General features: G+C 65.0%; 18 protein-coding genes and 1 tRNA gene. 12 read left to right on the top strand and 7 right to left on the bottom strand.

All coding sequences use genetic code 11. The features are described 5' to 3' along the window. Nucleotides 1–200 precede the first annotated feature (200 nt). The 6 genes from C404_RS44505 to C404_RS44530 all read right to left on the bottom strand — a co-directional run bounded on the left by C404_RS44505 (nucleotide 201) and on the right by C404_RS44530 (nucleotide 7,773). A complete protein-coding gene (locus C404_RS44505) occupies nucleotides 201–902 on the bottom strand; it encodes a response regulator transcription factor (RefSeq protein ID WP_021195285.1) in 702 nt (233 codons plus the stop codon). 57 nt (nucleotides 903–959) lie between these two features. Then, the gene (locus tag C404_RS44510; protein ID WP_021195286.1) at nucleotides 960–1,160 is read right to left on the bottom strand and encodes a hypothetical protein; all 201 of its coding nucleotides are present in this window, start codon (nucleotides 1,158–1,160) and stop codon (nucleotides 960–962) included. A gap of 233 nt (nucleotides 1,161–1,393) precedes the next feature. Beyond that, the gene (locus C404_RS44515) at nucleotides 1,394–3,745 is read right to left on the bottom strand and encodes a CHASE2 domain-containing protein (RefSeq protein WP_031329473.1); all 2,352 of its coding nucleotides are present in this window, start codon (nucleotides 3,743–3,745) and stop codon (nucleotides 1,394–1,396) included. After that, nucleotides 3,714–5,420, bottom strand: coding sequence for a FecR domain-containing protein (locus tag C404_RS44520; protein WP_021195288.1), 1,707 nt, complete (start codon nucleotides 5,418–5,420; stop codon nucleotides 3,714–3,716). The genes C404_RS44515 and C404_RS44520 overlap by 32 nt, the downstream gene beginning before the upstream one ends. Further along, nucleotides 5,404–6,117 carry a response regulator transcription factor gene (locus C404_RS44525; RefSeq protein WP_021195289.1) on the bottom strand — a complete coding sequence of 238 codons (714 nt, stop codon included), beginning with the start codon at nucleotides 6,115–6,117 and terminating at the stop codon, nucleotides 5,404–5,406. The genes C404_RS44520 and C404_RS44525 overlap by 17 nt, the downstream gene beginning before the upstream one ends. A gap of 414 nt (nucleotides 6,118–6,531) precedes the next feature. Then, entirely contained in the window at nucleotides 6,532–7,773 is a 1,242-nt protein-coding gene (locus tag C404_RS44530) for an MFS transporter (RefSeq protein ID WP_232317469.1), read from the bottom strand. Between the two features lie 102 nt (nucleotides 7,774–7,875). Here C404_RS44530 and C404_RS44535 point away from each other — a divergent pair, with 102 nt between their 5' ends. Further along, on the top strand, nucleotides 7,876–8,337 hold the full coding sequence (locus C404_RS44535) for a winged helix-turn-helix transcriptional regulator (RefSeq protein WP_031329476.1): 462 nt from the start codon (nucleotides 7,876–7,878) through the stop codon (nucleotides 8,335–8,337). 50 nt (nucleotides 8,338–8,387) lie between these two features. Here the strand turns inward: C404_RS44535 and C404_RS44540 are convergent. Next, nucleotides 8,388–8,461: transfer RNA gene (locus C404_RS44540), tRNA-Cys, on the bottom strand. 938 nt (nucleotides 8,462–9,399) lie between these two features. On the opposite strand from C404_RS44540, the gene C404_RS44545 reads away from it, so the two are divergent. The 11 genes from C404_RS44545 to C404_RS44585 all read left to right on the top strand — a co-directional run bounded on the left by C404_RS44545 (nucleotide 9,400) and on the right by C404_RS44585 (nucleotide 19,598). Further along, nucleotides 9,400–10,146 (top strand): hypothetical protein, encoded by a 747-nt coding sequence (locus tag C404_RS44545; protein WP_012112309.1) that lies wholly within the window; start codon nucleotides 9,400–9,402, stop codon nucleotides 10,144–10,146. A gap of 118 nt (nucleotides 10,147–10,264) precedes the next feature. Next, a complete protein-coding gene (locus C404_RS44550; protein WP_012112310.1) occupies nucleotides 10,265–10,477 on the top strand; it encodes an AlpA family transcriptional regulator in 213 nt (70 codons plus the stop codon). Nucleotides 10,478–10,519: 42 nt separating this feature from the next. Continuing rightward, entirely contained in the window at nucleotides 10,520–11,395 is an 876-nt protein-coding gene (locus C404_RS44555) for a ParA family protein (RefSeq protein ID WP_012112311.1), read from the top strand. Beyond that, on the top strand, nucleotides 11,379–11,639 hold the full coding sequence (locus C404_RS44560) for a hypothetical protein (RefSeq protein WP_012112312.1): 261 nt from the start codon (nucleotides 11,379–11,381) through the stop codon (nucleotides 11,637–11,639). Before C404_RS44555 ends, C404_RS44560 begins: the two co-directional genes overlap by 17 nt. Continuing rightward, the gene (locus C404_RS44565) at nucleotides 11,632–13,296 is read left to right on the top strand and encodes a ParB family protein (protein ID WP_012112313.1); all 1,665 of its coding nucleotides are present in this window, start codon (nucleotides 11,632–11,634) and stop codon (nucleotides 13,294–13,296) included. Before C404_RS44560 ends, C404_RS44565 begins: the two co-directional genes overlap by 8 nt. A 15-nt stretch (nucleotides 13,297–13,311) precedes the next feature. Beyond that, entirely contained in the window at nucleotides 13,312–13,872 is a 561-nt protein-coding gene (locus C404_RS44570; RefSeq protein ID WP_012112314.1) for a DUF2857 domain-containing protein, read from the top strand. Between the two features lie 3 nt (nucleotides 13,873–13,875). Further along, on the top strand, nucleotides 13,876–15,126 hold the full coding sequence (locus tag C404_RS0130020) for an STY4528 family pathogenicity island replication protein (protein ID WP_012112315.1): 1,251 nt from the start codon (nucleotides 13,876–13,878) through the stop codon (nucleotides 15,124–15,126). A gap of 331 nt (nucleotides 15,127–15,457) precedes the next feature. Further along, nucleotides 15,458–16,246 carry a PFL_4669 family integrating conjugative element protein gene (locus C404_RS44575; protein WP_012112316.1) on the top strand — a complete coding sequence of 263 codons (789 nt, stop codon included), beginning with the start codon at nucleotides 15,458–15,460 and terminating at the stop codon, nucleotides 16,244–16,246. Beyond that, nucleotides 16,243–16,770, top strand: a complete 528-nt coding sequence (locus C404_RS0130025) for a DUF3158 family protein (protein WP_003098978.1) — start codon at nucleotides 16,243–16,245, stop codon at nucleotides 16,768–16,770. Before C404_RS44575 ends, C404_RS0130025 begins: the two co-directional genes overlap by 4 nt. Nucleotides 16,771–16,843: 73 nt before the next feature. Beyond that, nucleotides 16,844–17,284, top strand: a complete 441-nt coding sequence (locus C404_RS44580; protein ID WP_003098976.1) for a single-stranded DNA-binding protein — start codon at nucleotides 16,844–16,846, stop codon at nucleotides 17,282–17,284. 283 nt (nucleotides 17,285–17,567) lie between these two features. Beyond that, a complete protein-coding gene (locus C404_RS44585) occupies nucleotides 17,568–19,598 on the top strand; it encodes a DNA topoisomerase III (RefSeq protein ID WP_003116834.1) in 2,031 nt (676 codons plus the stop codon). Nucleotides 19,599–19,956 lie beyond the last annotated feature (358 nt).

Raw genomic sequence — 19,956 nt, forward strand, 5'->3', positions numbered from 1 at the left:
AATAGGCACCGACCCCTCGTGGGTGCGCTCCGGTCGCGGAAGAGAGAGCCGCGATCTACTTGGCCCTGATGCTGCTGTCCCGAGTGTCAGGGCGTTTTTCTTTGGGCACGCTCCCCAACCGCCCCTTCTTCGGCCAGCAAAAAAGCCCCGACTGGCGGGGCTTTGTTCTGCGTAGGGACGCTTTCAGCGTTGCAGCGCCATCAAACGACGCTTTCCATCACGCGGTCCAGGCAGAAACCCTGCCCGTAGATTGCGCGCAGGCGCAGGCCATTCTCGGTGCCCAGCAGCAACTTCTTGCGCAGGCGCGAGACATGCGTGTCGAGCGTGCGCGAATACGGACTCAACTCGCGGCCCCACAACGCCAGCTCAATATCTGCACGAGACAGCACGCGCCCGGCGTTTGCAAACAGCAGCAACGCCAGCTCAAACTCCCGGGCGTGCACTGCTACCGGCGTGTCCCGCAGGCGGATCGAGCGGTTCTGCCTGTCGATCGTGTAGGGCCCCAGACGAATTTCAGAGGCGCGCACGGCACGGCTGACGGCAAAGCGGCGGATCAGTGCATCGAGACGCGCCAGCAGCTCAGGCGGGCGAATATCACCCTGGAAGCACAGATCTGCGCCGTGGTTCAGTGCGTCGGCGGTCTCGACATCGGCCTGACCGTCGGCGAGGTAAACGATGGCCATGCCAGGGCCCACACGCTCACGCACGGTGCGCACCAGCGACAGGCCCGGCATGTCATGCGCATTTGCACCGACCATCAGCAGGTTGATGCCATGCACGTCGATGGCTTCGAATACCTGGCGGGAGAGAAACAGCGGCACGCATTCAAAGCGTGACGGCTGCAGCGCGGAGTGAATTGCCTGTTGGCGGGCGACATGTGTATCGATCAGGCCGATCTTCATGGCTCGGTCTCTTTCTGGAAAGGCCGCGAGGTGCATCAACCGCCTGCTTCGCGTAAATCAACTGCAAACAACATCGCGCCGGCGCGCATCAACCCGAACGATGCCTTCGCCGCGCAGAGCGGATAAACGCCGACCGGCCAGCCAGACACGCGCATCCTGCGGCAGATTCCCGTTGCCGCGCAGGGCTTGGTGCAGTTGCATGCGAAGGTGTTCGTATTCGCATTCGCTCAGCACATCGGTTGCTGTCTTGCTCAACATACGGTGCACCTCGGTTCGCCGGTCCTTCTTGCGTGGTTCGCTTCTGCCTGCGCTTCCGGTTCTCGCCCAGGTGCCGCCGTCTCTCGACCGGGTGCATCACCCGGGTACGTTGTGCCCGTCGGCCATTGAACTGTAGGGCCGCCAGACAAGCGGATTGCAAATGATTGAAAAAGGAAAGTGGCAGAAGCCGCACCGTGTGTGCGGTTGCCCATATGTCGCAGACGCCTGTGCGATCAGGCGTCTTGGTGAATCGGCCCGCGCGGCAGCCAGACCGTGAAGGTGGAGCCCAGCCCCGGTGCACTCTGCACGGCGATACGGCCGCCATGGCGCTCAATGGCGGTCTTCACGAAGACGAGGCCAAGGCCGCTGCCCGATGGTGCGTTGGCCTCCGTCTCGTGCAAGCGATGGAATGGCTGGAACAGCCTTGGCTGATCCGCCAGCGCAATGCCCACGCCCTGATCGGCCACGGCCACCGTGAACATCCCGTCGTCGGTCCCTACGGATACCGTCACCACCGAGCCCGGCGTGCTGAACTTGATGGCGTTGTTGAGCAGGTTGACCAGAGCACGCACCAGTAGACGCGGCTCGCCGCGCACGGGCGCTTCGATGTCGGCGTTCACACGCACCTCCACCTGATGACGATTCGCCAAGGCCCAGACCTCGTCGGCGGCATCGAGCACCAGGCCCACCAGATCCACGTCCACCAGCTTGAGCGCCTGGGATTCGGCGCGCGCCAGGTCGATGAAGGCGTCGGCCAGCTCCAGCGTGCGCGACGAAAGCTGCTCGATGCGCGAGAGCAGCACTTCGCGATCCAGCGCCCGCGAAGCATCGCGCTGCAGCTCGATGAGTGCAAGAATCGCGCTCTGCGGCGAACGCATGTCGTGCGAGATGAAGCGCAGCGCTTCTTCACGATGGCGCTCGGCCCGGCGCACGGGGGTGATGTCGGCAAAGCTGACGATGATGTCGATGGGGCGGCCAGCATCGTCACGCAAGGCGGCGGCGTGCATGAGCATCGAGCGGCCGTCGTGTGTATGCAGCTCGACCGGCTCCAGCTTGGCGTCGGGTCCAGCCAACCAGTCCGCCCAGTAACGCTCACCCGCGTTCGGGTCGGAAAATGCGCGCGCCAGCAGGCTCGACAGGTCACGCAGCGCAGCGGCGCGGTTCTGGCCCGGCGTGCTCGGCTGGCCGGCAAGCTCTGCGCTGCGGCCGTTGGCCAGGCGGATCGTGCCGTCGGGGGCGCAGATGACCGTGGCATCGGGCAAGCTTTCCAGCGCATCAGCCAGGAAGCGGCGCAGCCCGCGCAGCTTGTCGATGAGCGAGGCCACCGCATCCATGTGTGCGCCGAGCGTCCGGCCCGTGCGGGCCAGCGGCGCCGTATCGGTGAGGACACCGGGCTCGCGCGCGAGGCGATAGAGCTCGTCACGCAGGAAACGCAAGGCAGCCTCCTGCTGGCGCCAGCTCCACAGCGGATACAGCACCAGCGGCCCGACCAGCGCGGCAAACGGCGGCAGCCAGCGGTTACCCAGCACCAGCGCGCCGACTACGCCCAGCAGCAGCGCTGCCGCACTCGCCAGCGCCACCGCCAGCGCCATGCGTGGCGTGAGCCAGCGCACCGCGCACGCGGTCATCAACAGCGGCAGCAACGTCGTCACCCAGAACACACCGGTCGGCACCGGCAGGATGGCGCTGCCGTCGAGCACCGTTTGCGTGGCGTTGGCCAGCACCTCCACGCCGCTCATCGTGCGCGAAGTGGGCGTGGCGAAAATATCCGACACGCCCGAAGCCGTGGCGCCAATCAGCACCAGCTTGCCCGCGAACACTTCCGGCGGCACGCGGCCATTGAGCACATCCAGCGCGGGCACATGCCGGAACGTGCCAGCCGGCCCGGCAAAGCTCAAGCGGATATGCGCCTGCCGGGTCCACCCGCCGGCGTCGGTTTCCAGATCGAGCGTGGCTGGCGTCGACGCGGGTGCCTGTGCCGCCAGCCGCGCAAGTTGAACCGCCAGGTGGTCAAGCACATGCCCACGTGGGCCTTCAGCCAGATACACGCCGCGCACCACGCTGTCCGCGTCGGCGGCAGCATTGATGTGTGCGACGGTGGCCTCGATGCCGAGGAACGGGTAGTGATACACGCGCCCCTGCTCCGTGCGCTCCGGCAGCGCGGGCAGAATAACGTGCCCAGCCTGAGCGACGGCTGCAGCCAGGGCGTGATCGTCTTCGGGGTGTGCGAGGTCTGGCTCGATAAACAGAATATCGACGCCGATTCCCCGCGGGTGCGCCGCCCCCACACGCGCCAGCAGATCGGCCAGGCGGCGGCGCGGCCAAGGCCAGCGGCCCATTGCATCCAGGCTCTGATCGTCGATGGCGACGATGACGATATCGTCGCGCGCCGGATGCCCGTGCAGCGTGATCACGGTGTCGTACAGCGCCGAATCCAACCGCTCGACCACACTCCAGTGCACGGCACCGATCGTCAGCAGGGCAGCCAGCAGCACCAGCACGCCCCACTCCACCAGAGAGCGCAGCCTGCCGCGCGGAGCCGCACGCATCGGGTCAGCGAGGGTTGGTGCGACCGGACCAGTCATTGAGCAGGAGGTTGCCGCCGCCGCTCTGCACCGGGCTGCGCGATGAATCACCAACGAACGCGCCGACGTCGATGCGCTGCGGCTTGGCGTACACGACCGATGCCGGATCGCCCAGGTCAACGCCCGTACGGATGTAATACGTACCGGCCGGCGGCTGCGGAATGGCGGCTTCGCTGCCGTCGCTCACGATGTCGGCAACCGGCTTGGCGAAGGTGGGCTCGCTGGCGAGTTGCACACGCGTGCGTGCGCCCGCTGCCGCCAGTTCAGGCGTCAGCGCAGGCCAGTGGGCGTGCAGCATGCCGTCGTCACCCGCATCGACGGAGGCAGGCGGCACAGCGCCCGGTGGAATATCAAGCGTCTGGAAGCGCAATGCGTCGCTCCAAGGGCCGGTCTTGCCGCCCTCGGCCACCGAGCGCACACGCCACCACCAGGTGCCCGCGCTCAACGTCTTGCTCACACGCACGTCCTGCCCGTGCTCCTGGATTGCGGGCGATGCAAAGGTCTCTGCGTCGGCCACTTCCATGTCATAACTGCGCGCGTCCGACACCGCCGCCCACGAGAACGCCAGTTCACCGCTGCGGTAGGTTTTGCCACTCGCCGGCTGAATCGTGTACGGCGCCTCCGGGTGCAGGCGCACCGTAAAAGGCCGCGTGGCCGACGGGCTGGTCAGGCCGAGCGCGTCAATGCTCTGCACGACCAGCGTGTAGTCGCCGTCTTCGTCACCGCACAGGGTGGCACCCGGCGTCTTGCTGTGCTGATAGGCGCTCAGTTCGGTCAGGGCGGCGTCACGCGCAACGGCTGCACGGTAGGCAACCGCCCCTTTCACCGGCTGCCACGTCGCCCGGAAGCACGGCCGCTGCACCAGATCCGGAATGGCGTCGAGTTTTGGCGCCGCCGGTAGCGCCGCGCGCTTGAGGTGTCCGCCCGAAACCTGCACACCAAACCCGGCCTTGACCCCCTGCGTTCGGCGGCCAGCCTTGGTGGCCACCTCCCCTTCGAGCACGGAACTGGTCGACACGGACTCGCTCGCCTGCACGCGGAAGCGCGTGCCGCGCACGCCCGTCACAAGCGAAGGCGTGGAAATCTCATAGCGGCCGACGCCCGTTTTCTTGGGCGAAACGTTCGATTCGGCCTCGCCCTGCTTCACGTGCACACGCACGTCGATCAGCCCAGCACGTGCAAACGCGCGCACACGCGACAGCGCCACGCGGCTGCCCGGCGGCACGGTCACGCGTGTGCCGTCATCAAATGCGAGCGTGACGGCGCCCTTGTCGCCGGTTTCGATCTGCGCGTCCTCTGCGAGCTTCATGCCGGCCTGCAACGGCTTGCGGTCGGCGGTCGTGGCGTCGCGCGCAAACACGACCTGCGCCGTGGCCGGCACCACCGGAATGCGATCGAAGGGAATCCGCAGCACCGAGCCCGGCTGCAAGCGATATGGATCGGCAACGTGGTTGCGCTGCTGCAGCAGGCGCCAACCCTCGACGCTATCCATGTAGCGGTCTGCCAAGGTGATCAGCGTGTCGCCCGGCTGCACGCGATAGAGAAAATCGCTGCCGTCTGCACCGGAAGGTTGAGCAACCGCTGCCTGCCAAGCGCCCCCAAAAACAACAAACGCGCCGACAACCGCGGCGCGCCTGAATCCTTCGCGTCGAAACGCTTCAACCTGCTTCGCCATCTTCTTGTGTGGTTTCGAGTCGATAGCCATGCGAGTACACCGAGACCAGCCGCACGCCATTCTTCTGATTGAGATCCAGCTTGAGCCGCAGCTTGGAGATATGTGTGGCGAGCGTACGCGAATCCGGGCCGATGCTGCGCCCCCAGACGGCTTGCTCGATCAGCTCGCGCGGCACCAACTTGCCGACATTGCGGAACAAGTACAGCCCCAGGTCGAACTCCCGCGGCGACAACTCGACCTGCGAGCCGTTCAGCGTCAGCACACGTCCGATCGGGTCCACTGCATACGGACCCACGCGAATACGCTCAAGCGATTCGCTGGTGCGCGGCGCGGCGCGGCGCAGCAAAGCGCCCACGCGTGCCACCAGCTCGGCGCGGCGCACTGGCTTGATGACGTAGTCATCCGCGCCGGCAGCCAGCCCGCGCACCACGTCATCTTCGAGTGAGCGGTTGGTCAGGAACAGCACCGGCAGCGCCGGGCCGACCGTCTGCCGCACCCAGCTCACGAGTTGGATGCCGCTGATGTCCGGCAACTGCCAGTCAAGCAACAGCAGATCGAAGGTTCGATCCCGCAGCGCCTTGACGAAGGCGTCCCCGCTACTGAAAGACTCGCATTCGTATCCGGACGAAACCAGGATCTCTCGAATCAACTCCGATTGCGCCTGGTTGTCTTCTACCGAGGCAATTCGTATCGCCATCTGGACTGCCCTTTCCCCGCTCCGGGTCCGGCTGCTTAACCGGCTCCCGCCGCCGCTACATGGGACGCCGGCTCGCTCCCTTTGTCGTTGTGATCGGGGTCCCGGACCAGCGCATCATGGTTGGATCTGCTGGCCACCTCCGGCGCGGCACCGACTCCCGCGCAAGACCTTACCCAGGCCACCAACATGCCTGACATGTCGACTTGAGCCCAGGTCATCCTAAAAGGCCAACCCTGTCATATTGCAAACAATTGTGAAAACCTAGGCGCAGAGCCAAGGTTCTGTCGTGTTCTATCATTTTTTACCACGTTAGAACAAGGCAGATCCCTTCGAAAAGTATAGGACTCGGCTTATCGAATGACAGGGCTGCTGGGAATACATCGGCCCAGCATGCCCCACGAAAGAGGGGAATCACTAGCGCGCCCTCACCTCCAACCGGCGCATCCACGCCGCGGTTGCTGCCCAGAACCCCAGCGCCGCCACACTGATGCCCGCGCCCAAAAAGCACACGCCTGGCCACCCCGCCCACGCATACATCGCCGTCGAGGCGATCGCCCCCAACCCGCTGCCGGCCGCGTAGAACAGCATGTAGGCGCCGACCAGCCGGCTGTGCGCCTCCGGGTGCAAACGAAAGATCAGGCTCTGGTTGAGCACGTGAACTGCCTGTCCACCCAGATCAAGCAGGATGACACCAACGATAAGCCAGGCCAGATGCTGCAAACCCAATCCCAACGGCACCCACGCAATCAGCAGCAGCCCCAGCGCGACGGCGGTGGCCGGTTGCGCCCAACCCCGGTCTGCCAAACGCCCCGCACGTGCCGCCGCCATCGCACCAACCGCCCCCACCAGCCCGAACATGCCAATACCCGCCGTCGAAAACGCATACGGCGGCGCGCTCAACGCCAATGCCAGCGTGCTCCAGAACACGCTGAATGCGGCAAACATCAACAAACCGATCAGCCCACGCACCTGCAGCACGCGTTCGGTCAGGAGCAGTTGCCACATTGAGCGGAGCAGCGCGCCGTAGCGCATGGGGGCGGCTGCCATCGCCGGTGCTGGCAACCAGCGCCACAGCGCAGCCAGCATCGTCACCGAGATTCCCGCCGACACGGCATACACCGCGCGCCAGCCCCAGGCGTCTGCAATGACGCCCGCCGCCGCCCGCGCAAGGAGCAGGCCGATCACCACACCACCCTGCACCACGCCGAGCACACGGCCGCGCTCGGCCGCCGGCGCCAACGCTGCGGCGCAGGCGATCAAACCTTGCGTCATCGCCGTTCCCAGCAGGCCAACGCTTAGCATGCCCAGCAACAGCGGCCAACGTGTTTGCGCGAGGCTTACACCCAGCAGCGCCGAGGCCAGCAATACAAGTTGAGCCAATAGCAGCGGCTTGCGTGGCCAACGGTCGCCCAGCGGTACAACCAGCGCCAACGCCAGCGCGCATCCCGCCTGCGTTGCGCCGATGATGCCGCCGGCCCAGGCATCGCTGAGCGCAAAGTCGCGGGCCAGCGCATCGAGCAGCGGCTGCGCAAAATAGACGTTGGCCACGCTGACCGCCGCACACGTCGCCAGCATGGCAACCCAGGCCCGCGACAAAGCGCCTGCAGGCACAGCGCCCTCCCCAGGCAAATCAGTATCAAGAGAATCGACAGACATACACGACCCCATCTTGTTTCAATTTAAAACCAGATGAGTCTAGGCAGACTTGTTTTATCATGCAACCACTTGATCGACACGGCCATTCGCGGCCAATGGACCATGGTTCAACGCAAACGCTTCGATGACTCCACCTGCCCCGTCGCGCGCGCGCTCGATGTGATCGGTGACCGCTGGATGCTGCTGATCGTGCGCGACGCCTTCGACGGCCTGCGCCGCTTCAGTGAATTCCAGAAGAGCACCGGCGCGGCCCGCAACATCCTGGCCGACCGCCTGCGGCTACTGGTTGAGCACGACATCTTTGCGGTAGCCCCGGCTTCCGATGGCACGGCGTATCAGGAGTACGTGCTGACCCCCAGGGGCGAGGCGCTCTTCCCTTTGGTCGTGGGTCTGCGGCAATGGGGGGAAGCGCATCTGTTTGCGCGGGGCGAGAAGCACTCCGTACTGATCGACAAGCAAACAGAACAACCGCTCGCGCCGATGCAGCCCGTGGCCCGTGACGGCCGTGCGATACGGGCCGCAGAAACTGAGGTGAGAAAGGTGGCGATCAAAGCGCGCAGCTAGGCGCGATGCCAAAGAAAAAGCCCCGAACCAGTCGGGGCTTTTTTGCATTCTGGAGGCGGAGGCCGGAATCGAACCGGCGTACACGGCTTTGCAGGCCGCTGCATAACCACTTTGCTACCCCGCCAAGGGCTCAACACCGCATTGTAGCAATTCGTGAAGAACCGCGTGCTTGCCGTGCCGATAAAGAAAAAGGGAAGCAAGGCTTCCCTTCGGGATTGGAGCGGGAAACGAGACAGGCACTAGGGCGCTAAATCCTTGTTTCCCAATCACATTCTTCGCCGCCGTGAGCAGCGAAGGCCTGAATTATAGCCTTGTTCTTCGCCCTCGGCAACAAAACTCATCCAACAACTTCCATCAGCGTCCAAGGACTGCCATTTCATCCCCTGACAACCGACGCAGAATACACGGCTACCAGAGGCCCGCCCCTGCAACGCCGCTCGACACTCAGGTCTCCTTGCGTCAGGAATGGCATCAGCATCGAACGTTGAGACCGCGCTTGGTTTGATGCCGTGCGCACCACAGCCCAAGGCTGTTCGTGATGAAGGCCAAGCGGCGAGCAAGGAAAGATGGGGCGCATGTTCACATCACCTGGTCAGCTGGCGACCGTGTGGGAGCGGCGCGCAACAGCCTCAAACTGGCCACAGCCCAGGATCGCTGGATGCTATGTCGATATATCAGGATGCCAGAACAAGCATCACACGCGCGGTTTTCTCTGCGTCCCTCTGGACGTTGAGCAACGACTGCGCCCCAGCGCGACTTGTGAAACCGTAGGGATATCAGACCATAGCGAATCGGTCTTGATACGCCTGACGCACCCCATGACGCTGGCACCGTGAGCGCCATTGTCGAGCGTGCTTCTTCCTTGTTACTCGACGGGCCGGCAACTGGTCGATTCTTGCACATTGAGCAAGAGAGGGCCACCTGTGGCGGATGCCATGATCTCGTCCGCCCACGTTCCGGGGCATTCGTCCCTGGCATCCGCCACAGGCATAACGACACAACAGCCCTTGGCAGGGCGAGAAAGGAGCCGGTGATGTAGCGCTTCCGAAAGGAGACGAAAACATGCACAAGGAGCCACCATTATCAAAGGTGTTCTATCGTCCCATCGAAGCTGCCATACGGTGGGCTGGGTTGTTGCGGTACAAGGCGTCGATCCTCGCCTCGATCGCATCACCGCGGTGCCTGCCGCAGACATTGGACTGCCCGCGATGGAACGAGTGTCGGCTGTACTCGGAACGCATCTACGACGGCATCCTCAACTCGGAACTGCCCTTTGGCAAGAACGGGATCACGCTCAATGACCCAGAGTTGGTGAGTTCACCCGATCTGACCATCCGCCACGTCGATCTGAAACGCTGGATGCGCACTCACTATCCTGAGCATCGACCCGGATTCCTGTTCAGCCGCAGCGAGCGCATGGCGCATCCCTCCATCACCCTGGAAACAGGACAGGCAATCCTGCTGGAACGGCAGGCTCTGCAGGCCGCGCTGGACCATAGCCGGCGTGAGATGCGCAAACTTCAAGCGCAACACGAAGCCTTGCTCAAGCAGTCCGCGGTGCTGTTGGCATCCAAGCAGTGCGCGATCAGTGATCGAGCGGAGACCACGTACCTGAACATCATCGGTGGCATGCTGACGCTGATGCTGGGTCAATCCCCATCGGGTGTGCCGTACTCCAGCTTCAAGACGCAGGAGGCAATCGTCACCGCATTGCTCGCCCACTATGGCGGCACCATGGGCATCACGGAGCGAACCTTGAACGGCAAGTTCGCCAACGCCAGGAAGAATGTGCGTAGCGCAGCCGCGTGAATTCTTCCATCTTGTATGTGCAGTCTCGGAGATTGCATTTGCAATGTCTTTTTGCAGCCATGTCTATTGAATAGAGGTCACGCCAACAAACGCCACTGAGCGTTCAGGAGTGACCGCCATGTCGCAAGTACCTGTACTGCCACCGCACGAGCGCCGCATCCTGCGGCTCGATGAAGTTGAAGCGAAGTCCGGCTTCAAACGCGCCCACATCTACAACCTGATGAAGAAGCGCCAGTTTCCACAGGCGTTGCGCCTTGGCGTGCGCGCGGTGGGCTGGGATTCGGTCGAGATCGATCAGTGGATCGCCGAACGCCTTAACAACCGCACCTGACTCGCTCCCCCTCGGACTTCCCATCGCCAAACGGAGAGCGCCATGCAGGTCGTATCCATCATTTCAACGAAAGGTGGCGTCGGCAAGACGACCACGGCCGCCAACCTCGGCGGGCTCGCCGCGGACGCGGGGCTGCGCGTGCTGCTGCTCGATCTCGACGTGCAGCCCACCTTGTCCTCCTACTACGATCTGGCTCACCGCGCGCCCGGCGGCATCTATGAGCTGCTGGCGTTCAACGAGCGCGGTCTCGACCAGCTCGTGTCCCGCACCATCATCGCGGGCCTGGACCTGGTGCTCTCGAACGACCACCGGGGTGAACTGAACACCTTGCTGCTGCACGCGCCAGACGGGCGCCTGCGGTTGCGCCACCTGCTGCCGGCGCTGGCGCCGCTCTATGACCTGGTGCTAATCGACACCCAAGGCGCGCGCTCGGTGCTGTTGGAGATGGCGGTGCTCGCCTCCGGCCTGGCGCTGTCACCCGTGACCCCGGAAATCCTTGCGGCCCGCGAACTGCGGCGCGGCACCATGCAGTTGCTGGAGGACATCGCGCCGTATCGGCACCTTGGCATCGAACCGCCACCGCTGCACCTACTCATCAATCGTGTCCACCCCGTGTCCGCCAACGCACGCATGATCCAGCAGGCGCTGCACGACCTATTTCAGGATCACACGGGCATCCGCGTGCTGGGCACCGACGTGCCGGCCATCGAAGCCTATCCGCGCGCTGCAACCCGCGGCATGCCGGTGCATCGCGTCGAGTATCGACAGCCACCAGGCAGAGTTGCGCCCGCTGCGCTCGACACCATGCGCACGCTCGCCGGCGAACTGTTCCCGCAGTGGCAAGACAGATTCGCCCGCGTGTCCGGCCGTCCTCCACGTTCTATTGAAACCGGGAGGTCCCGTGGCGAGCGCACATGAACTGTCCCGTGGCCACAAGCGACTGCGCGCCCTGATCGAGTTTGCGGTGAGCGAAGGCTGGCACGTCAAACGTACTCGGGGTGGACACCTCAAATTCACCAAGACCGGCTGCGCCGCCATCTACACCAGCTCGACAGCGAGCGATTACCGGGCAGACCTCAATGCCCGTGCGCAGATCCGCCGAGCCGAGCGCGAGGCCCGCATGGCCCGGCCCGCCAACGCCGAGGGATGCGGCCATGGCTGAGATGACCTCCCAGGACATGGCCGGCAAGCTGCTTGCCGCCGGGTTCGAGCGCAGTGGGCCATCGGCCACGGCTTTGAGTGACCCCATCGCCGACACGCCGATGGTCGTGACGCTGGACCAGTTGCGGCCCTACGACCACGATCCCCGCAAAAAGCGCAACTCGGCCTACGATGAAATCAAGGCCTCCATCCGCGAGCGCGGCCTGGATGCGGCGCCAGCCATCACACGCCGTCCTGGCGAGGCGCACTACATCATCCGCAACGGCGGCAACACCAGGCTGGCGATCCTGCGCGAACTCTGGACAGAAACGAAGGACGAGCGCTTCTTCCGCATATCGTGCCTGTTCCGGCCGTGGCCTGCGCGCGGGGAGATCGTCGCGCTGACCGGGCACCTCGCCGAGAACGAACTGCGTGGCGGCTTGACGTTCATCGAGCGCGCCCTCGGCGTCGAGAAGGCGCGCGAGTTCTATGAAGCGGAAAGCAGCACGACCTTGAGCCAGTCCGAGCTGGCCCGTCGCTTGGGCGCCGACGGCTTCCCCGTGCAGCAGTCACACATCAGCCGCATGGCCGATGCGGTGCGCTACCTGCTGCCTGCGATCCCGACCGTGCTGTATGGTGGCCTCGGTCGCCACCAGGTCGAGCGGCTGTCGGTCATGCGCAAGGCCAGTGAGCGCACGTGGGAGCACTATGCCAAGGGCCGCTCCCTGCCGCTCGACTTCGACAGTTTCTTCCAAGAAGTGCTGTCGCAGTTCGATACCCAGGCCGACGAGTTCTCGCCGCAGCGTGTGCAGGACGAGTTGATCGGTCAGATGTCCGAGCTGCTGGGCATCGACTACGACGTGCTTGCCCTGGACCTGACCGAATCCGAGAGCCGCCACCGCGCCCTGGTCAGCGACCCAACCCCGCCATCGGCGCCGCCGGCATTGCCTGAGCCTGGGGCCATCGCACGGCCGCCGATTGAACCGGCACCGTCCCCCGCCACAGCAGCACATTCTGCAGGCCACTCTGCCGCCGCGCCGACAAGGCCCCAGGACGATGCGGCCCCGCGTGAGGCATCCGCAGCCACCCCTGCGGCAGCGGCTGGCGATCTACTTGACGAGCACATCGTCTCTCCGGCACCCACGACGCAGCGGCTCCAGTCCATCCAGCGCATGGTCGCCGACCAGTTGGGCGATGCGCTTCCGCCCGACTTCTCGGCCAACGTGCTGCAGTCGATTCCCGTGCAGGCCGGTGGCCTCTATCCCATCTCGGACATCTGGCATATCGACCCAGGTCTCGACGCACCCGGCCGCCTGCGCGTCCACATCGCGCAGTTCGCGCGCGAGATCGCGGGCGAGGTCGACCTGGACGCGTGTGTCGAGGATCGTTCAGATGGCATCGGGTTCGCGTGTCGTGCCCCGACCCAGGTTTCGTCGCCGCTCGCACGTGCCGTGCTCGCGCTGCTGGTTTCCCTGGCCGGTCAGCAGTCGGCCGACGTGGGCTTGGACGGCGGGCACTTCGTCACCGACCTGCCAGCGCTGTTGCACGGCCAAGGCCAACGTCATGCCGACGGGGCCCGGCGATTGAGCGACACCGCGCTGGTCAAGCTGTTTCGTCTGCTGCGGCTGGCCCGGCGCCTGCTGGATCTGGAAGCCGGCGCTCTCGGTCCTGGGACCTGAGCGAGGGAGGCCCGCATGTCCGCACCTAACCCACTCAACCAGGCCGTCATCGCGCAGGCGCTCTACGATCTGCGCAACGGGCAACTGCGCCGCTGCAAGGCGATGGGATTCGGTGAGGAAGAATTGGATGCGCTCAAGCATCCGGCGCTGATCAGCGTACTGGCCAATGCCAGCGTCTCGTGGTGCTCTGTCTCGGTGAACCGGGAAGTGCTCCGGCGATTGCTCAAACAGGCGCAGGACGTGGAGAAGGAGATCGCCACCGTCGATCGCATGTTGCGCCTGGGGGCCAGTACGGAAATGGCGAGCCGTTTTTATGGGCTGACGCACCAGGAAGTCGCGCTACGGCGTGAAGTTCTCGGCCTGCCCAAACGCAAGGGGCGCCATCCGGTTCTGGACGAGGAGCAGGACACCGAGCTGTGGCGACGCTGGAAGGCCGTGACCAGCAGCAGGAATGTCGAGCTGGAGGATGAGACCTCGGTTCTTGATGCGGCAATGGACCTCGCCGAAGGCATGGAACTGCCGCTGTCGGTGGTCTGGGCTGCGATCAAGAACTGGATCGATCAGGGATTGGGTTGAGTCATGGCCGTGGACGACGCTGCACCACGAGCACCACGCCAAGGCCCGGTCGCCCTCGCTGATCTGTTCGACAGCGCGCTGAAAGACCTTGCACCGAAACCTCGCCCGCCCGCGTCCGCGCCAGCTCCCGCATCCGCAACATCTCCTGTCTCCGCAACCGGCGACGGTTTTCTGTTCAGCGGCAATCGGCACGAGAGCGTGCCGCGACGGCTGTTCCTGGACCGACGCCTGACGCCGCTGGAACGCAATGCCTGGCAAGTCTTTCGGATGATGCTCAACGAGGATGGGGTCACGGCGTTTCCGACGTATGAGCAACTTCGCCCGTGGCTCGCGTCAATGCCCTGCGCCGGACAGGCCTCTCACGAGACCGTGGCACGGGCGCTGACGCTGTTGCGCCTGACTCGCTGGTTGAGTCTCGTGCGCCGCAGGCGTGACCCCAAGACCGGGCGCATCCTCGGCAACCTCTACGTCCTGCACGATGAGCCCCTGACGCCTTTCGAGGCGATGCAGCTCGACCCGGACTACTTGGAGCTCGTCAGCCAAGCCCTGGGCCATTCGGCCAAGGCCGTCCAGGTCGTGGGCTTGCACACCCTCAAGGAAATCGCCGAAGACCCGTTGTTGTCTGGCCGCACGTTGCCCTCGCGGCTGCAGGTCCTTGCCGAACGCCTCGCGAGCCAGGGCATTGGGTCGCAGGAGAGTTATCCACAGAAGGATAGGGTTCACGATTCCGAAGAAGGGGCGCCGAGCCTTCTTCGGAATTCTGATGACCCCTCTTCGGATTCCGAAGCAGGGCCGAAACCCGCGTCAGACGGCGCTCTTCGGAATCCGAAGCAGGACCGTACTGTACGTAGTAGTCGTATGAATGAAGTACGTACTACCGCGCGTGAGCGTGGGCAGGCGCGTGCGATGCCAGGAGTTCGCCTGCCTGATCGCTTTCTCGGCTTGAAGGAAGAGCAGCAGGCCGCCGCCATCGTGGCATTGCAGCAGGTCGATGCTCCGCTACGCCAGGCCGTGCTGGACGAATGGGCGGATCGCTGTCGCGGCAGCACCATCCGCAACCCGGCAGGCTACCTGTTCGGCATCATCCAGCGCGCCATCCGTGGCGAGTTCAACGCCTGGGCCAAGCAAGCCGGGTCAGCACCGCCACCTGCCCCTGCACGAGATGCACCGCCTGAACCACCGCGCAATGTGGTTCCACCCGAGGTGGCCCGGCAGCACATTGACCGGCTGCGCGACCTTCTGCGCAGTAGCTGAGCGCGACGAGCGACAAGGGCGTGAAGCAGACGTCGATGGCCGTCAGTAGAGCTATCCCCAGGGGATAGATGTACTACAAGCTGTAACGCCGACAGGCACGGCATGGCACTTCGGTCCAGGGGGGCCGTAATGGCGTCGGTTGCATGAGCGCACGCACCATTTGCGCGAGCAGCGCTCCATGGCTTTCGATGGAGCTATCCCCTGGGGATAGCTCGTGTCACAGGCCACCGCTGCCACGACAACCGGGTCCCGGTTCATTTCGGTTTGTTGACTGACTGCCTTCCGTTGCGTGCCGATCCTGACCGCTCCTTTTCCCAAGCGAGCGGACGCCATGGCAACCAACGAACCTCTGCAACTCAATCTCGGCTCTTTGCGCAGCGCGATGTCGCTGACGCTTCACACCCACCACGCCTCGCGCATCTGGCATGGCCGCGCCGCCGCCGAGGGGCGACCCGGCATCGTCGGCCTGAACGGCTACATCGCCGTGATGAACAAGATGAAGCGCGGCTCGGAGCAGGACGACCCGTACAGCGACTGGTGGATGTTGCGCATCGAGGAAAAGCTCGACCAGACCAGGACCACGTTGCAATCGCTGCGCGAGCAGGTTGACCAGGCACTGGCCGGCGTGCCTGCGGCGTTGAGCCTGGGTGAGAACCTCAACGTGCAGCCGGTGAAGCTCCCCTTGTTCGTGAACGCGCAGCTCGGCTTTGCCGCCGTCTATCTGCTGGCCGACTACGACGACATCGCCCGCAAGCTGATCCTCGCCCACCACACCGCGCTGATCGATCGCTCGACGTTGGAGCGCTGGCTCAACGAAGGTGCCCACGCGCTGCGCAGCCTGTTCAGCCTGGCCCAGCAATACCGCTACTCGGGCTGCACCCGCGACGACTTCGCGGCCAAGAACGCCGCAGCTCGGGCAGCATTGGAGAAGTTCGGCGAACTGCCGCAGGACGTGCTCGAAGGCATGCGCCGCTCGAAGTTTGCGCCGCCCGTCGTGCGCCGTGGTCTGCAACAGCGTGGTGATAGCGCTGCCGCAGCCGCATCTCCCACCGACGAAGGCGCTGCCGCCGATTCGGCCGAGGCCAAGTCCACAGCCGCCGGCGAGGACGAACCGGCATGAGCGACCCGAACCGCGAACCGCGCTACTTCCGTCGTCTGGAACAGCCAGCCTTCATGCGGCTGGAACACGCGGCCTCTCTAAAAGGCCTTTTAAAGCCTTTTAAAGGTAAAGGGGACTTCGAGGCCTGGGCCAGCCAGTGCTTCGCCATGCGCGACGAGTTGATTGCCCTGGCGCAGCGACAGGTGCTGCCACAGGCGTGCGGGCATCCCTTCCACCTGCTTCCCGTCGAGCTGGCCCAGCAGACCACTGGCGCAGGCACGACCTTTCTTCGCTGGCGCAAGCACGATCGATCGGCCATGGGCGTGGCGTTGTGGCAGGAGCTGATGGCGAGCCCCAGCACGCCGGTCAACCTGCTGCACGACCTGCACGAGATCGAACTGCAGCGCGTCATGCTGAACATGCAGATCAGCCTGCTGCACACCCTGGGCAGGCAAGCACAGGAATGCGCCAGCAAGGCCGCGCAGGCGGACAACACCTACCTGCGCCGGCTCGCGTCCGTTCCTGCCGCAGTGCGCGATCGGTGATTGCGCCTGCCATCCGAGCACGCGCCCGAGCCCAACGAGGCACGGGTATTTCAACCACCACGGAGATTCCAACATGAGCACACAATTCATCGGCGAGGGCAACATCGGATCGCCTCCCGAGTACCGCGAATTCCCCAATGGCAACGACGATCCTCGCCGGTTGCTCCGGCTGAACGTGTACTTCGACAACCCCGTCCCCACCAAGGGCGGCGAGTTCGAGGACCGCGGCGGCTTCTGGGCGCCGGTGGAACTCTGGCACCACGACGCCGACCGCTGGCAGCAGCTCTACCAGAAGGGCATGCGGGTGCTGGTCGTCGGCCGCATGGAGCGCGACCCCTGGACGGACAACGAAGATCAGCCGCGTGAGACTTGGCAGGTCAACGCGCGCAGTGTCGGCATCCTGCCGTACCGCATCGAGTCTGTGGCCCTCAGCCCGAAGCCACAGGAGGCAGAGCCGAAGCCCCAGGCCACCCAGGAATCGACGGCGCCGAAAGAGACCAAGCGCAGGAAGTGATCGGGCATGGAGGGCGGCTGCCGCAGTGCTTCGCCGCCCTCCATGCGCTGCGAATTATCCCCAGGGGATAGCTCCACCAACGTCCACCGAGTTCCACGCGCGCTCCCGGAAATCGCGGCTCTCGGCCCGCACACTTCCGGCCACGCACCTTCCCCGCACTCGCCATTTCATCGGCGTGAAAGCGGTCGCTGCCGCATGCGGCTTGTTTGCTGCTGCCAGGGGCTGCGCTCGGCATCCTCGATCCCAGCAACTCCATGAACAACAGGAATCGGGATGGACGGATATGCGGCTGTTCTTGTGCGAGAAGCCCTCCCAGGGCAAAGACATTGGCCGGATTCTCGGCGCCACGCAGCGCGGTGAAGGCTGCCTCAACGGTTCCGGCGTCACGGTCACCTGGTGCATCGGCCATCTCGTGGAGGCGGCGCCGCCCGAGGCCTACGACGAGCAGCTCAAACGATGGTCCGTTGAGCAGTTGCCCATCATTCCCCAGCACTGGCGGGTCGAGGTCAAACCGAAGACCGCCACGCAATTCAAGGTCGTCAAGGCGCTCTTGGCGAAGGCGACTCACCTGGTTATCGCCACCGATGCCGACCGCGAGGGCGAATTGATCGCCCGCGAGATCGTGGAGCTTTGCGGCTACCGCGGCCCCATCGAACGCCTGTGGCTGTCGGCGCTCAACGATGCGTCCATTCGGGCGGCACTGGGCAAGCTGCGGCCTTCGGCCGAGACGCTTTCGATGTACCACTCGGCGCTGGCGCGCTCCCGTGCGGATTGGCTCGTGGGCATGAACCTGAGCCGGCTGTTCACGGTGCTGGGGCGACAGGCGGGTTACGACGGCGTGCTGTCGGTCGGCCGCGTACAGACCCCGACGCTCAAGCTCGTTGTGGACCGCGACCGCGAGATCGCGCGCTTCGTGTCCGTACCATACTGGGCCATCGCCGTGTCCCTGTTCGCAGGCGGTTCGACTTTCGCCGCGCAATGGGTTCCACCCGATGCGTGCACCGACGACGCAGGCCGCTGCCTGCGGCAGCCGGTCGCACAGCAGACCATGCAGCAGATCCGCGCTGCGGGCAGTGCCCACGTCGTGTCGGTGGAGACTGAGCGTGTCCGCGAAGGCCCGCCGCTGCCGTTCGACCTGGGCACCTTGCAGGAAGTGTGTTCCAAGCAGCTTGGGCTGGACGTGCAGGAAACCTTGGAGATTGCCCAAGCCCTGTACGAGACGCACAAGGCCACGACGTACCCCCGCTCGGACTCCGGCTACCTGCCCGAGAGCATGTTTGCCGAAGTGCCCACCGTTCTCGACAGCCTGCTCAAGACCGATCCCTCGCTGCGCTCGATCATGGGCCAGCTCGACCGCTCGCAGCGCTCGCGCGCCTGGAACGATGGCAAGGTCACGGCGCACCACGGCATCATCCCGACGCTCGAACCGGCGAAGCTCTCCGCCATGAGCGAGAAGGAACTGGCCGTGTACAGGCTCATCCGGTCGCATTACCTGGCGCAGTTCCTCCCTCACCACGAGTTCGACCGCACTGTGGCCAAGTTTTCGTGCGGGGGGCAGAACCTGGCGGCCACGGGCAAGCAGGTTGTCATCCCGGGTTGGCGCCAGGTGCTCGCCGAGCCGCAGGCCGAAGACGGTGATGGCGAGGGCGATACTGCGGTCCGCGCCCAGGTGCTGCCCGCGCTGCCGAAACTGTATGAGGGCCTGGCATGCCAGGTGGCCGACGTCGATCTCAAGGCACTCAAGACGCTGCCGCCCAAACCGTACACGCAAGGCGAGTTGGTCAAGTCCATGAAAGGCGTCGCCAAGCTGGTGTCCGATCCCCGCCTGAAGCAGAAGCTCAAGGATACGGTTGGCATCGGCACCGAAGCGACGCGGGCCAACATCATCGGCGGCCTGATCGCTCGCGGCTACCTCGTGAAGAAGGGGCGCGCCATCCGCGCCTCGGATGCGGCTTTCACTTTGATCGATGCCGTGCCTGCGGCGATTGCCGACCCTGGCACCACCGCCGTCTGGGAACAGGCGCTCGACATGATCGAGGCCGGACAGCTCACCCTGGACGTGTTCATCGGCAAGCAGGCCGCGTGGATTTCGCAGTTGATTGCGCAGTACGGCAGCGCCTCCCTGTCCATCAAGGTTCCCCAAGGGCCGGCATGCCCGCAGTGCGGCGCACCCACGCGCCAGCGCAGCGGCAAGAGCGGCCCGTTCTGGTCGTGCAGCCGCTACCCGGACTGCAAAGGCACGCTGCCAGTCGAATCCGGCAGCTCCAAGCGCGGCGCCTCGCGCCCGCGCCGTAGCGGCCGCAAAGGCTCCTGACCGCCCCCGTTCCCCGTGAGCCGTGCCCGCCTTCGGCGGCGTGGCCCCTGTCCCGCACTCCGCCGCATGCCCTGCGGGACGCCCAGCGCGCAACGCCTTCTTGATCCGTGTGCGCGTCCCGCCCAGCCGTCCCCGGCCGCGGGACCTGAAGGTAGCTTCTCTGCGAGCCGCACCACGCGCGTTCTGTTGATCTGCGTTTCTTCCGCCCTCTGCGAAGGGTCTCCCGGTGGCTTGCCAGGCTGCACGAGCCACCGGGAGACCCTTCGTGGTCAGCGGTAATCGGTGCCGGTGCCCGCCGGTGCAAAAACGGGCTCCCTTTGTGCGCGGATGTGCGCCAGACGATGCCGGCCCCAGCCAC

Origin of the sequence: Ralstonia sp. AU12-08 (assembly GCF_000442475.1) — a bacterium.
GTDB classification, from domain to species: domain Bacteria; phylum Pseudomonadota; class Gammaproteobacteria; order Burkholderiales; family Burkholderiaceae; genus Ralstonia; species Ralstonia insidiosa.